The following is a 14,207-nucleotide window of genomic DNA, read 5'->3' on the forward strand; positions in this document are numbered from 1 at the left end:
GCAGGATGAGCAGGTTGGCGGCACTGAGTGCCGCCATTAGGCCCAATGGTCGACCCCGAGTGCACTCTCCAGGGCCAAATGGGGGATGGTAGAGACAGTCAGGGCACCTCGAAGAAGAGGCACAACGTCGGTGAGGGATGACGTGAGCGAGAACGCTAACAACGGTGTAGTACTGCGGTACGGCGACGGCGAGTACACCTACCCGGTGATCGAGTCGACCGTGGGCGACAAGGGCTTCGACATCGGGAAGCTCCGCGCCCAGACCGGTCTGGTGACCCTGGACAGCGGCTACGGAAACACCGCCGCCTATAAATCCGCCATCACCTATCTCGACGGTGAACAGGGCATCCTCCGGTACCGCGGCTACCCGATCGAGCAGCTGGCCGAGCGCTCCACCTTCACCGAGGTGGCGTACCTCCTGATCAACGGCGAACTGCCGAAGGTCGACGAGCTGGCCACCTTCAAGAACGAGATCACGCAGCACACCCTGCTGCACGAGGACGTCAAGCGGTTCTACGACGGCTTCCCGCGTGACGCCCACCCGATGGCGATGCTGTCGTCCGTGGTCAGCGCGCTGTCGACGTTCTACCAGGACAGCCACAACCCCTTCGACGAGAAGCAGCGTCACCTCTCGACGATCCGCCTTCTCGCCAAGCTTCCGACGATCGCGGCCTACGCGTACAAGAAGTCGCAGGGCCACCCGGTCGTCTACCCGCGCAACGACCTCGGCTACGTCGAGAACTTCCTGCGCATGACCTTCTCGGTGCCCGCCGCCGAGTACGAGCTGGACCCGGTCGTGGTCAACGCGCTCGACAAGCTCCTGATCCTGCACGCGGACCACGAGCAGAACTGTTCGACCTCCACCGTGCGTCTGGTCGGCTCCTCGCAGGCGAACATGTTCGCCTCGATCTCGGCCGGCATCTCGGCCCTGTGGGGTCCGCTGCACGGTGGCGCCAACCAGTCGGTCCTGGAGATGCTCGAGGGCATCCAGGCCTCCGGCGGCGACGTCGACACCTTCATCCGCAAGGTGAAGAACAAGGAAGACGGCGTGAAGCTCATGGGCTTCGGGCACCGCGTCTACAAGAACTTCGACCCCCGGGCGAAGATCATCAAGGCGGCGGCGCACGACGTCCTCTCGGCCCTCGGCAAGTCCGACGAGCTGCTCGACATCGCGCTGAAGCTGGAAGAGCACGCGCTGGCCGACGACTACTTCGTCGAGCGCAAGCTGTACCCGAACGTCGACTTCTACACGGGTCTCATCTACCGCGCGATGGGCTTCCCGACCGAGATGTTCACGGTCCTCTTCGCCCTCGGCCGGCTGCCGGGCTGGATCGCCCAGTGGCACGAGATGATCAAGGAGCCGGGTTCGCGCATCGGCCGTCCGCGGCAGATTTACACCGGTGAGGTTCTTCGGGACTTCGTCCCGGTCGAGGGTCGCTGACCTTCTCGGGCATCTGCGGGCCCGCTGTGGCTGGCCGCGCAGTTCCCCGCGCCCTTTACGGGGCGCCCCTCGTCCTCGGCACGTAAAGCGGAAAGCGCCCCGCCATCGATCCCCCCACGGGTCGACGGTCGGGGCGCTTCCCTTTTTCCCGGTGCGGATTCCCCCCACGGGATCCGGCCGGGCGTCTGTGGTCGTGCCCTGCGGTCTGCCGGGACGCGTACGTACGGGAGGGCCGCTCAAAGCTCCCCGGTGCACGTGCCCCGGCAACGCAATTCAAGGAACATCCCCCAAGATGTCCCCAAATGCCAGAAGACGTCCCCCAAGACATCTTCCTGCATCGCCCCATTAGACTCGCGACCCCCCTCAATGGTTACGTTCGGATCACTGTGATCTGCGTCTCTTGCATATGTCCTGTACATGCGCAAGAGCCCCGATATGGGGATCGGGGCTCTCTCGTGAGGATGTTGAAACGGCCCTGTGAAGGGCTTATGTGAAGGTCCTCAGACGCAGACTGTTCGTCACCACGAAGACGGAGGAGAACGCCATCGCGGCGCCCGCGATCATCGGGTTCAGGAGCCCGGCCGCGGCGAGCGGCAGCGCGGCGACGTTGTAGCCGAAGGCCCAGAAGAGGTTGCCCTTGATGGTGGCGAGCGTCTTGCGGGAGAGCCTGATGGCGTCGGCGGCCACCCGCAAGTCCCCGCGCACGAGTGTCAGGTCGCCCGCCTCGATCGCGGCGTCCGTGCCCGTGCCCATCGCCAGGCCCAGATCGGCGGTGGCGAGCGCGGCCGCGTCGTTCACGCCGTCCCCGACCATCGCCACGACCCGGCCCTCGCCCTGAAGGCGCCGCACGACCTCGACCTTGTCCTCGGGCAGCACCTCCGCGTACACGGCGTCAGGACCGATCCCCACTTCCCGCGCCACGGCGTCGGCGACGGCCTTGTTGTCACCGGTCAGGAGTACCGGTGACAGGCCGAGCGCGCGCAGTTCGCGCACCGCGCGGGGGCTGCTCTCCTTCACGGTGTCCGCGACCGCCAGAACGCCGCGTGCGACGCCGTCCCAGGCGACGAGGACCGCCGTGCGCCCGGCGGCCTCGGCGGTGTCCCGCAGCGCGCCCACCTCGTCGAGGCCGGTGACGCCCGCGTCCGCGAGGAGCCGGGCGCGGCCGACGAGTACCTCGTGCCCCTCGACCGTGCCGCGCACCCCGAATCCGGCGACGTTCTCGAACCGCTCCGGCGCGGGCGGCGCGGCCCCCAGGTGCTCGGTGGCGCCCGCCGCGACGGCCCGGGCCACCGGGTGCTCGGAGGCGTGCTCCAGGGCGCCCGCGAGGCGCAGGAGCTGCTTCTCCTCCGTGTCTCCCGCGACGTACACATCGGTCAGTTCCATGTGCCCCGTCGTCACCGTCCCGGTCTTGTCCAGGACGACGGTGTCGACGCGGCGCGTGGACTCCAGGACCTCGGGGCCCTTGATGAGGATGCCGAGCTGCGCGCCGCGCCCGGTGCCGACCATCAGGGCGGTCGGCGTCGCCAGGCCGAGCGCGCAGGGGCAGGCGATGATCAGGACGGCGACGGCGGCGGTGAACGCGGCGGTGGCGTCGCCCGTGGCGCCGAGCCAGCCGCCCAGCGTGCCGGTCGCGATGAGCAGGACCACGGGCACGAAGACCCCGGCGATGCGGTCGGCGAGGCGCTGCACCTGGGCCTTGCCGGTCTGCGCGTCCTCGACGAGCCGCGCCATCCGCGCCAGCTGCGTGTCGGCGCCGACCCGGGTCGCCTCGACGACCAGGCGCCCCGAGGTGTTCACGGTCGCCCCGGTGACGGCACCGCCGACGCCCACGTCCACGGGCACGGACTCGCCGGTCAGCATCGATGCGTCGACGGCGGACGATCCCTCGACGACGGTTCCGTCGGTGGCGACGGTCTCTCCCGGGCGTACGACGAAGTGGTCGCCGACGGCGAGGCGGCCGACCGGAATCCGGGTCTCCGCCCCGTCCCGCAGCACGGCCACGTCCTTCGCGCCCAGTTCGAGCAGGGCGCGCAGCGCGGCGCCCGCCTTCCGCTTGGAGCGGGCCTCCAGCCAGCGGCCGAGGAGGATGAAGGTGACGACGCCCGCGGCGACCTCCAGGTAGACGGTCGATGCGCCGTCGCCCGGCGATGCCGTGAAGTCGAAGCCGTGCCGCATCCCCGGCATCCCGGCGTCCCCGAAGAACAGCGCCCACAGCGACCAGCCGAAGGCGGCGAGCGTGCCGACGGAGACGAGCGTGTCCATGGTCGCCGCGCCGTGCCGCAGGTTGGTGAGGGCCGCGCGGTGGAAGGGGAGGCCGCCCCAGACGACGACGGGCGCGGCCAGGGTCAGCGAGAGCCACTGCCAGTTGTCGAACTGCAGGGCGGGGACCATCGCGAGCAGCACGACGGGCAGCGCGAGGGCCGCGGAGACGACCAGGCGCTGCCGGAGGGTGTCGGGCTCGGTGATGTCGGCGGTGGTCGGCGGCGGCGAGTCCCCGCCTCCGACCGGCTCCGGCGGGGCGGGCACGATCTCCTGGGCCGTGTAACCGAGCTTCTCGACCAGCGCGATCAGCTGGGCGACCTCGACGCCGCCGCCCTCGTCGTACGAGACCTTCGCCTTCTCCGTGGCGAGATTGACCGAGGCGGCGCTCACGCCCTCCATGCGGTTCAACTTCTTCTCGATGCGCGAGGAGCAGGAGGCGCAGGTCATCCCGCCGACGGCGAGTTCGACTTCGACTTCGGTCATGACTCTTTCGTACTACGTCCGGGGTGGTGGGACGGCGGCGGGCCCTGTGGTGTCGGCGCCGACACCACAGGGCCCGGGGTACCCGGCAGGCCGCGGGACAGGCGTCAGGACGCGACGCCGCTGAGCTCGTAACCGGCCTCGTCGACGGCGTCGCGGACCGCGGCCTCGTCGAGCGGGGCCGCGGAGACCACGGTGACCAGGCCGGTGGCGGCGACGGCCGTCACGGAGGTGACCCCGGTGAGCTCCGAGATCTCACTCGACACGGCGCCCTCGCAGTGGCCGCAGGTCATGCCCTTGACCTCGTACACGGTGGTGACGGCGCCCTGCGGCGCCTCGGCGGCGTCCGAGTGGCAGGAGCCGCTGGGGGAGCAGCAGGAGCCGGTCGTCTCGGACGCGGCCTGCGGGAGCTCGGTGTGGGCGCTCATGTCGTTCTCCTCCGGGAGGCGGGTGGTCGTGTGCGACGTAACGTGCAGGTACAGGAGGGGACCCCGGGGTCCCGGGGACCTCCTGACACTCGTCACACTATACCCCTAGGGGGTATTTCTCAAAGAGGTGCGGGACGCGCGGCGTCAGTCCCTGCGCCCCCGGTTGCCCGGGCGGGCGGCGACCCAGGCGCGGATGGAGTCCGCGTACCAGTAGGGCTTGCCGCTCTCCACGTGATCGGGCTCGGGCAGCAGTCCGTGCTTGCGGTAGGAGCGCACGGTGTCGGGCTGCACCCGGATGTGCGCGGCGATCTCCTTGTACGACCAAAGCCTGCGGTCGGTCATCGGTGGCACCTCCCTGCGCGCACCCAGGGCGGCCGGAAAGGCCGACGGGGGAGCTGGGCGCTGCGCGCGGCGATCACTCAGCCTGTGCCCGGTGAACGACGCAGAGTGACAGTGGGAGAGCCCCTGTCGACCGCCTGTGACGGAAGACCCGCGTATACGAGACATGTGTGACAGGAAGAGAGTGTTTGTGACGTAAGCGACGCATGACAGGAGCGCGTTGCTCCGGCGCGCAAGAGGCGCGTGTTCACCGCGGGTGGCGGGGGCGGGTGCGGTGCTTGCCTGCGGCGCGGGCTCCTCGGCGGGGCGCGGGTCCCGGTGCGGCGTGGCTCCCCGGGGTGGCTTACGGACCTCTGGAGCGGCGGGGGCCCCTGTTACGGTTCGGGCCCCGGTGCGGCGGGGGTCCTTCGCAATGGCGTGGGTCTCGGGGGCGGCTTGTGGCTTCTACGCGGCTTGGGTGGGCGGGTGGGGAATGGGCCGCGCAGCGGCGTCTGGAGTGCCCATCCCTGGCGAGGGGGGAGCGAGGTGAGCCCCCCCCGAAGCCCCCCGCCGCGCAGCGGCGGCACAGGAAACCCGGAAAGAGCGCCCCGCATGGGCCGGGCCCGCTGCGCCGGGCCCGGCCCACCGGCTTCCCGCGACCCCCCGGCTCCCGGCACGGGAGGCAAGCGGGTCCCCGTCGCCCGTTGGCTCAAGGGCCACAGCGTGCCCTCAGCGGCGCCCGCCGGTCTTGGAGAAAAGCGCACTCCGTGCCCCGGACCCGGCAGGCAGTACCAGGCTGGTCGGCTCCCCGTCGACCCGGTCGGCGGTCGGCGGCCCGCTCCAGGCGACGGGCGAGGTCTGCCGCGCCGCCTCGAACTGCCGCGGCGTACACCCCGTCATCGCCCTGAACTCGCCGCTCAGGTGCGCCTGGTCGTAGAAGCCGCAGACCGCCGCGGTCTCCGCCTGGCTGCGCCCGGCCGCCAGCATCCTGCGGGCCCGCTGCAGGCGCAGGACCCGGCTCGCCGCCTTGGGGCCGATGCCGATCTGCTCCCGGAAGCGGTTCTCCAGCTGGCGTACGCTCCAGCCGACTTCATCGGCGAGGTACGCGACGGGCGCCGCGCCCCGGCTGCGCACCAGCTCGCCCCACGCCCGCACCGTCCGCGCCGACGACGGCGGGCCCGCCGTGGACCAGCGGGTGAACGCGTCGTCCAGGAGGGCGAACCGGGCGGGCCAGGAGGGCAGCGCGCCGAGCGCGTCGGCGAGTTCGGCGACGCTGTCCCAGCGTCCGGGGCCAGGGCGGACGCCGAGCGCGTCGGGGTCGAGCGTCAGGTCGGCCAGCTCGTGCAGCGCGGTGCCGAAGAGGGTGAACGCGGCCCACGGGCTGAGCAGGACCTCGATGCCCGCGAGCCGCCCCTCGTGCTCGCCGAGCACCGGCGTGGTGCCGAGCCCGGAGAGCACCGAGACGAGGGACACCGGCGCCCGTACGGACCCGGTGCGCCCCGGTCCCTCGAGCCCGGATATCCGTACGGGCCCGGCGAATCCGAGCAGCAGCGTCACCGCGCCGATCGGCACCTCCAGGCGGCGCCGGGGCCCGTCCATCGCGAGCCGGAAGCCGCGGTAGCTGTGGACGCCGGGCCGCAGCCGGGGGTGCGGGCGCGCGAGGGCGACCTCCCACTGCCCGTCGGGCCCGCGGAGGGGCTCAGGGACTGCCGGGGCCCCTAGGCGCCGCACGACCGGAGGAAGGAGCGGGTGCGGCGCGCGATCGGCAGCGGCCGCTCGGGCTCGCACGGGTACATGTCCTGCTCCACGATGGCGAAGAGCTCGACGCCCAGGCCCTGCGCGGCGGCGAGCACGGGCTCAAGGGCGGGCACCCCAGCGGGCGGTTCGCACATCACGCCGCGCGCCACCGCGGGCCCGAACGGCACCGCGTCGGCCCGCACTTCGGCGAGGACCGCCGGATCGACCTGCTTGAGGTGCAGATAGCCGATGCGTTCGCCGTACGTCTCGATGAGCTTGACGCTGTCGCCGCCGCAGTACGCGTAGTGGCCGGTGTCCAGGCAGAGCGAGACGAGGTCGGGGTCGGTGGCGTCGAGGAAGCGGGTGACGTTCGCCTCGCTGTCGATGTGTGTGTCCGCGTGCGGGTGGACCACGACGCGCAGCCCGTACCGCTCGCGCACCTCGTGGGCCAGGCGCTCGGTCTGGGTGGTCAGTTCACGCCATTGCGCGGGGGTGAGGACCCGGTCCTCCAGGACCTCGCCGGTCTTGTCGTCGCGCCAGAAGGACGGGATGACCACCAGGTGCTCGGCGCCCATGGCCTGCGCGAGCGCGGCGTTGTCCGCGACGTGCGCCCACGTCTTCTCCCAGACGGCGGGGCCGTGGTGCAGCCCCGTGAAGACCGTCCCCGCGGAGACCTTGAGGCCGCGGCGGGCCGTCTCCTCGGTCAGTACGGCGGGGTCGGTGGGCAGATAGCCGTACGGGCCGAGCTCGATCCACTCGTATCCGGAATCGGCGACTTCGTCGAGGAAGCGGCGCCAGGGCACCTGCCGGGGATCCTCCGGGAACCACACTCCCCACGAGTCGGGAGCCGAACCGATGCGGATGCGTGACAGCGTCGTCATGCCGAAAGCCTCCCGGCCGCCGGAGAAAGGTGTCAAGGACTGGTCCGAATGTAAGGACAAAATGTTGACAGGGTCCCCGGGGCGGGATTAGACCTTGGGGGCACACGAGCGACCGGCCCGACGAGGGGACGTGCAGGGTGACCGATCCGTACGACGTCATCACCATGGGCCGGATCGGCGTCGACCTCTATCCGCTGCAGGCCGGGGTGCCGCTCGCCGAGGTCAGTACGTTCGGCAAGTTCCTCGGCGGCTCGGCGAGCAACGTCGCGGTGGCCGCGGCCAGGCTCGGGCGCCGCGTCGCCGTCGTCACCCGCACCGGCGAGGACCCCTTCGGGGCCTATCTGCACAAGGCGCTGCGGGAGTTCGGCGTCGACGACCGCTGGGTGAGCGGGGTCGCGGGGCTGCCCACGCCGGTGACGTTCTGCGAGGTCTTCCCGCCGGACGACTTCCCGCTGTACTTCTACCGGCTGCCGAAGGCGCCCGACCTGGAGATCCACGAGGACGAGCTCGACCTCGACGCGATCGCGGCGGCGCGGATCTTCTGGATGACGGGGACGGGGCTGTGCGCGGAGCCGAGCCGCTCCGCGACGCTGGCGGGGCTCGCGGCGCGGTCGGGCGGGATCACTGTCTTCGACCTCGACTGGCGGCCCATGTTCTGGGCCGATCCCGGCGATCCCGCCGAGGCGCGGGGGCACTATGCCGCCGCGCTCGCGCATGCCACTGTCGCCGTCGGCAACCTCGACGAGGTCGAGATCGCCACGGGGGAGCGGGAACCTGTCGCCGCGGCGCGGGCGTTGCTCGACGCGGGGGTCGAACTGGCCGTCGTGAAGCAGGGGCCCGGGGGAGTCCTCGCGATGAACCGCGCGGGGGAGTCCGTGCGGGTGGCGCCGCTGCCGGTCAAGGTCCTCAACGGGCTCGGGGCGGGGGACGCCTTCGGCGGGGCGTTGTGCCATGGGCTGCTCGCGGGGTGGGAGCTGGAGCGGGTGATGCGGTACGCCAACGCGGCGGGGGCGATTGTCGCTTCGCGGTTGGAGTGTTCGTCCGCCATGCCTTTTGCTGGCGAGGTCGCCTTGGTGGTGGATGCGGGGGTGGTGGCGTGACGGCTGGTCGGCGACGTGGCTCCTGGGGCTCCGCCCCAGACCCCGCTCCTCAAACGCCGGAGGGGCTGAATTCTGGCCCTGCTCCCCGTGCGCCGGAGGGGCTGAATTCTGGCCCTGCTCCCCGTGCGTCGGAGGGGCGGAATTCTGGCCTCGCTTCCCGTGCGGCGGAGGGGCTGGATTTTGGCCCTGCTTCTCGTGTGGCGGAGGGGCTGGATTTTGACCTCGCTCCCCGTGTGGCGGAGGGGCGGAATTCTGGCCTCGCTTCCCGTGCGGCGGAGGGGCGGAATTCTGGCCCTGCTCCCCGTGTCGCGGAGGGGCTGAGTCCTTCTCGTGCGCCGCACGCCCCCGCCGTCGACGTCGGTGCGCTCTCCAAGATCCGTGCCCGTCACCCCGAAGCCATCCTTGAAGCCGCCGCCCGGCGGGCGCGGCGGGGGCTTGTGGGGGAGCGGGGGCGGTTGATGATCGTTGCTGCTGATCATCCGGCTCGGGGCTCCCTCGGGGTCGGGGCGGATCCGTTGGCCATGGCCAATCGGGGGGATCTGCTGGAGCGGCTCTGTCTCGCGCTCGGCAGGCCCGGGGTCGACGGTGTGCTCGCGACGGCCGACATCCTTGAGGATCTGCTGCTGCTCGGGGCCCTCGACGGCAAGGTCGTCATGGGGTCGATGAACCGCGGGGGGCTCGCGGGGGCCTCCTTCGAGCTGGACGACCGGTTCACGGGGTACCGGGCCGAGGACATCGAACGGCTCGGGTTCGACGCGGGCAAGCTGCTGCTCCGCGTCGACTACGCCGACCCGGGGTCACTGACCACGCTGCACTCCGCCGCGCGCGCCGTCGACGCGATGGCGGAGCGTCGGCTCCCGGTCTTCGTGGAGCCGTTCATGTCCCGGCGGGGCGAGGGCGGCGCGGGCCCCGTCCGCAACGACCTGAGCGCGTCCGCCGTCACCACGTCGATCGCCATCGCCTCCGGCCTGGCCGGCACATCGGCGTACACCTGGCTGAAGGTCCCCGTCACCGAGAACCCCGACGACATGGCCCACGTCATGGAGACCTCGACGCTCCCCGCCGTGCTGCTCGGCGGGGACATTGGGGATGATCAGGACGCCGCGTACGAGAAGTGGCGCGGCGCCCTGCAACTGCCCACCGTGCGGGGACTCGTCGCGGGCAGGTCCCTGCTCTACCCGCCCGACGGGGACGTGGCGGGGGCGGTCGACACCGCCGTAGGTCTGCTCTAGCCGGGTAGGAAGGGTCAAGTGAGGTCCGCATGACGTACGTACCGAAGGGGAGTGCCGCCGCAGGGCCGTACGCCCTCGACATCGATCCCGAGCGGGCCGCCGCCCTGGCCTACTCGCGGCTGCGGATCCTGGAGCTCGGGCCCGGCGGGACGCACTCCTTCGCCACCGGTGAGAGTGAATGGATCGTGTTGCCGCTGACCGGCGGCTGTACGGTGCGGGCGGAAGACGAGATCATCGAACTGCTGGGCCGGGAGAGCGTGTTCAGCGGAGTCAGCGACTTCGCCTACCTCCCCCGCGATGCCCAGATCCAGATCGCCTCCGGCGCGGGAGGCCGCTTCGCCCTGGCAGGAGCGAAGTGCGAGCGTCGACTCCCCGCCCGCTACGGCTCCGCGCCGGAGGTACCAGTGGAGAGCCGCGGCAGCGGCGGCTGCGCCCGCGAGGTGCGCAACTTCGCGTCCGCGGACGCCTTCGACTGCGACCGGCTCATCGCCGTCGAGGTCGTCACGCCGGGCGGCAACTGGTCCTCGTACCCGCCGCACAAGCACGACGAGCACCGCCCCGGCGTCGAGGCCGAGCTCGAAGAGATCTACTACTTCGAGATCGAGGGGGCGGGCGGCTTCGGGTACCAGCGGGTGTTCCCGTCCCGCGAAGGCGGCACCGACGTCCTCGCCGAGGTCCGCTCCGGCGACGCGGTCCTGGTGCCCGACGGCTGGCACGGGCCCTCCATCGCCCAGCCGGGTCACCCGATGTACTACCTGAACGTGATGGCGGGACCCGGTGAGGAGAGGGAGTGGCGGATCTGCTTCCACCCCGATCACACGGAGGGATATCGATGACGGCAACCCCCAAGGGCTCCGCGAGGACCGTCAGGCTGACCACCGCGCAGGCGCTCGTGCGCTTCCTGTCGCGTCAGTACACCGAGCGCGACGGCACCAGGCAGCGGCTGATCGGCGCGACCTGGGGCATCTTCGGGCACGGCAACGTGGCGGGCATCGGGCAGGCGCTCGTGGAGCACGCCGACGAGATGCCGTTCCACCAGGGGCGCAACGAACAGGCCATGGTGCACGCCGCCGTCGGATACGCCCGGCAGTCCGGGCGCCTGTCCACCCACGCGGTCACCACCTCCATCGGCCCCGGTGCCACCAACCTCGTCACCGGCGCCGCGCTCGCCACCGTCAACCGGCTGCCCGTCCTGCTGCTGCCCGGCGACACCTTCGCGGCCCGGCCCGCGGACCCGGTGCTCCAGCAGCTCGAAGTGCCGTACGCGGGCGACGTGTCGGTCAACGACTGCCTGCGCCCGGTGTCGCGCTACTTCGACCGCGTGACCCGCCCCGAGGCGCTGATCCCCGCCGCGCTCGCCGCGCTTCGCGTGCTCACCGACCCCGCGGAGACCGGCGCCGTCACGCTCGCGCTGCCGCAGGACGTCCAGGCGGAGGCGTACGACTGGCCGGAGGAGTTCTTCGCCGAGCGGACCTGGACCGTGCGCAGGCCCGTGCCCGACCCGCGGGAACTGGCCGACGCCGTACGGGCGGTGCGCGAGGCGCGCAGGCCGCTGATCATCGCGGGCGGCGGAGTGCACCACAGCGCGGCCGAGGACGCCCTGCGGGAGCTCGTCGACGCGACCGGGATCCCCGTGGCCTCCACCCAGGCGGGCAAGGGCTCGCTGCGCTTCGACCACCCCGCGGACGTCGGCGGCGTCGGTCACACCGGCACGGCGACCGCCGACGAACTGGCCCGCGCCGCCGACCTGGTGATCGGCGTCGGTACCCGCTACAGCGACTTCACCACCGCGTCGGGCACCCTCTTCGAGCGTCCTGGGGTGCGTTTCCTCAACCTCAACATCGCGCCCTTCGACGGCCACAAGCTGGCGGGCGCCACCCTGATCGCGGACGCGCGGGCCGGGCTCCAGGCGCTCACGGGCACGCTGCGCGGCCACCGCGTCGAGCCCGGCTACATCGCGGAGTACACGGGCGACAAGGGGCGCTGGGAGCAGCGCGTCGACGCCGCGTACGCGACGGACGAGCCGGACGTGCGCCCGACCCAGCCCCAAGTGCTCGGTCTGCTCGACGAGTTGGTCACCGACGAGGACGTGATCATCAACGCGGCGGGCTCGCTCCCCGGCGACCTGCACAAGCTGTGGCGGGCGCGCTCGGCACGGCAGTACCACGTCGAGTACGGCTACTCCTGCATGGGATACGAGATCCCGGCGGCGATCGGCGTCGCGCTCGCCGCGCCGGGGCGGCCCGTGTGGGCCCTCGTCGGCGACGGCACGTACCTGATGAACCCGACGGAGCTCGTCACGGCCGTCCAGGAGAACATCCCGATCAAGGTCGTCATCCTGCAGAACCACGGCTACGCCTCCATCGGCGGGCTCTCGGAGTCCGTGGGCGGCGAGCGCTTCGGCACCGACTACCGCTTCCGCGCGCCCGACGGGACGTACACGGGGGACGCCCTGCCCGTCGATCTCGCCGCCAACGCGGCCTCACTCGGCATGTGGGTCCTGCGCGCCAAGACCATCCGTGACCTGCGCGAGGCGCTGCGCGAAGCGCGCGGGGCAGACCGTCCCACATGTGTCTATGTGGAGACGGAAACGGCAGACACAGTGTCGGGCCCGCCCCCGGCACAGGCGTGGTGGGATGTGCCCGTGGCCGAGACCGCGACCCGCGTGTCGGCGGTCAAGGCCAGGGAAGAGTACGACCGGCACGTCACTGCCCGACGCCGCCACCTGTGAGAGTAGGGATGCTTGTCATGACGAAGACCGTCAATCACTGGATCGGTGGAAAGTCCGTCGAAGGGGCTGCGGGCGCGTCCGGAACGTTCGGCCCGGTCACCGATCCGGCGACCGGCGCCGTCACGACGCAGGTCGCCTTCGCGTCGGTGGGCGAGGTGGACGCGGCCGTCGCCGCCGCCCGCGAGGCCTTCGCGACGTGGGGCACCTCCTCGCTCGCCAAGCGCACCACGATCCTCTTCAAGTTCCGCGCCCTGCTGGACGCCAACCGCGACGCGATCGCCGAGCTGATCGTCGCCGAGCACGGCAAGGTGCACTCGGACGCGCTCGGCGAGGTCGCCCGCGGTCTGGAGATCGTCGACCTGGCCTGCGGCATCACCGTGCAGCTGAAGGGCGAGCTGTCGACGGAGGTGGCGAGCCGCGTGGACGTGTCGTCCATCCGCCAGCCGCTCGGCGTCGTCGCGGGCATCACGCCGTTCAACTTCCCCGCCATGGTGCCGATGTGGATGTTCCCGCTGGCCATCGCGTGCGGCAACACCTTCGTCCTGAAGCCGTCGGAGAAGGACCCGTCGGCGTCGATGAAGATCGCGGAGCTGCTGAGCGAGGCCGGTCTGCCCGACGGCGTCTTCAACGTCGTGCACGGTGACAAGGTCGCCGTGGACCGGCTGTTGGAGCACCCGGACGTCTCGGCCGTCTCCTTCGTCGGCTCGACGCCCATCGCCCGGTACATCCACACCACCGCCTCCGCCAACGGCAAGCGCGTGCAGGCCCTCGGCGGCGCCAAGAACCACATGCTGGTCCTGCCGGACGCCGACCTGGACGCGGCCGCCGACGCCGCGGTCTCGGCCGCCTACGGCTCGGCGGGCGAGCGCTGCATGGCCATCTCTGCCGTGGTCGCCGTCGGCGCGGTCGCCGACGAGCTCGTCGCCAAGATCAAGGAGCGCGCCGAGAAGATCAAGATCGGCCCCGGCAACGACCCGGCCTCCGAGATGGGCCCGCTGATCACGGCCGCCCACCGCGACAAGGTCGCCTCGTACGTCACGGGCGCGGCGGCCCAGGGCGCCGAGGTCGTCCTGGACGGCACCGGCTACACCGTCGAGGGCCACGAGAACGGCCACTGGATCGGGCTCTCGCTGCTCGACCGGGTGCCGGTGACGGCGGACGCGTACAAGGACGAGATCTTCGGCCCGGTGCTGTGCGTCCTGCGCGTGGACACCTACGAAGAGGGCGTGGCGCTGATGAACGCCTCGCCGTTCGGCAACGGCACGGCCATCTTCACCCGGGACGGCGGCGCGGCCCGCCGCTTCCAGCTGGAGATCGAGGCGGGCATGGTCGGCGTGAACGTGCCGATCCCGGTGCCGGTGGGCTACCACTCCTTCGGTGGCTGGAAGGACTCGCTCTTCGGCGACCACCACATCTACGGCAACGACGGCACGCACTTCTACACCCGCGGCAAGGTCGTCACCACGCGCTGGCCCGACCCGTCGGACGCGCCGGCCGGGGTGGACCTGGGCTTCCCGCGCAACCACTGAGTCGCAACCACTGAGTCGCAACCACTGAGCCGCACCCCCCTCACCGGCTCCAGAGCCCCCGGCCACCC

The 14,207-nt window shown here is 71.5% G+C and carries 11 protein-coding genes; 6 read left to right on the plus strand and 5 right to left on the minus strand.

Annotation, left to right across the window (positions count from 1 at the left end; all coding sequences use genetic code 11):
- Window positions 1–142: 142 nt before the first annotated feature.
- Window positions 143–1,441: a citrate synthase gene (locus CP970_RS27970; RefSeq protein ID WP_191094959.1), complete on the plus strand. Its 1,299-nt coding sequence runs from the start codon at window positions 143–145 to the stop codon at window positions 1,439–1,441.
- Window positions 1,442–1,927: 486 nt separating this feature from the next.
- On the opposite strand, the gene CP970_RS27975 is transcribed toward CP970_RS27970, so the two are convergent.
- The 5 genes from CP970_RS27975 to CP970_RS27995 all read right to left on the minus strand — a co-directional run bounded on the left by CP970_RS27975 (window position 1,928) and on the right by CP970_RS27995 (window position 7,547).
- Window positions 1,928–4,186 carry a heavy metal translocating P-type ATPase gene (locus CP970_RS27975; protein ID WP_055552438.1) on the minus strand — a complete coding sequence of 753 codons (2,259 nt, stop codon included), beginning with the start codon at window positions 4,184–4,186 and terminating at the stop codon, window positions 1,928–1,930.
- Between the two features lie 104 nt (window positions 4,187–4,290).
- Window positions 4,291–4,611 (minus strand): heavy-metal-associated domain-containing protein, encoded by a 321-nt coding sequence (locus tag CP970_RS27980; RefSeq protein WP_150494072.1) that lies wholly within the window; start codon window positions 4,609–4,611, stop codon window positions 4,291–4,293.
- A gap of 144 nt (window positions 4,612–4,755) precedes the next feature.
- Window positions 4,756–4,953 carry a helix-turn-helix transcriptional regulator gene (locus tag CP970_RS27985; protein ID WP_098242651.1) on the minus strand — a complete coding sequence of 66 codons (198 nt, stop codon included), beginning with the start codon at window positions 4,951–4,953 and terminating at the stop codon, window positions 4,756–4,758.
- 705 nt (window positions 4,954–5,658) lie between these two features.
- Window positions 5,659–6,528 (minus strand): helix-turn-helix domain-containing protein, encoded by an 870-nt coding sequence (locus CP970_RS27990; RefSeq protein WP_055557149.1) that lies wholly within the window; start codon window positions 6,526–6,528, stop codon window positions 5,659–5,661.
- A gap of 119 nt (window positions 6,529–6,647) precedes the next feature.
- The gene (locus tag CP970_RS27995) at window positions 6,648–7,547 is read right to left on the minus strand and encodes a sugar phosphate isomerase/epimerase family protein (protein ID WP_055557145.1); all 900 of its coding nucleotides are present in this window, start codon (window positions 7,545–7,547) and stop codon (window positions 6,648–6,650) included.
- A 164-nt stretch (window positions 7,548–7,711) separates the two neighbouring features.
- Between CP970_RS27995 and iolC the strand changes: the two genes are divergently transcribed.
- The 5 genes from iolC (at window position 7,712) to mmsA (ending at window position 14,139) form a co-directional block, all read left to right on the plus strand.
- Window positions 7,712–8,647 (plus strand): 5-dehydro-2-deoxygluconokinase, encoded by a 936-nt coding sequence (gene iolC / locus CP970_RS28000; RefSeq protein WP_150494872.1) that lies wholly within the window; start codon window positions 7,712–7,714, stop codon window positions 8,645–8,647.
- 374 nt (window positions 8,648–9,021) lie between these two features.
- Window positions 9,022–9,879 (plus strand): Cgl0159 family (beta/alpha)8-fold protein, encoded by an 858-nt coding sequence (locus CP970_RS28005; protein ID WP_420855544.1) that lies wholly within the window; start codon window positions 9,022–9,024, stop codon window positions 9,877–9,879.
- A 29-nt stretch (window positions 9,880–9,908) separates the two neighbouring features.
- On the plus strand, window positions 9,909–10,715 hold the full coding sequence (iolB, locus tag CP970_RS28010; protein ID WP_055543785.1) for a 5-deoxy-glucuronate isomerase: 807 nt from the start codon (window positions 9,909–9,911) through the stop codon (window positions 10,713–10,715).
- Window positions 10,712–12,610 carry a 3D-(3,5/4)-trihydroxycyclohexane-1,2-dione acylhydrolase (decyclizing) gene (iolD, locus tag CP970_RS28015; protein ID WP_055543784.1) on the plus strand — a complete coding sequence of 633 codons (1,899 nt, stop codon included), beginning with the start codon at window positions 10,712–10,714 and terminating at the stop codon, window positions 12,608–12,610. Before iolB ends, iolD begins: the two co-directional genes overlap by 4 nt.
- Window positions 12,611–12,627: 17 nt before the next feature.
- A complete protein-coding gene (gene mmsA / locus CP970_RS28020; RefSeq protein WP_055543783.1) occupies window positions 12,628–14,139 on the plus strand; it encodes a CoA-acylating methylmalonate-semialdehyde dehydrogenase in 1,512 nt (503 codons plus the stop codon).
- The last annotated feature ends 68 nt before the right edge of the window (window positions 14,140–14,207 follow it).

Source organism: Streptomyces kanamyceticus (assembly GCF_008704495.1).
Taxonomy (GTDB): domain Bacteria; phylum Actinomycetota; class Actinomycetes; order Streptomycetales; family Streptomycetaceae; genus Streptomyces; species Streptomyces kanamyceticus.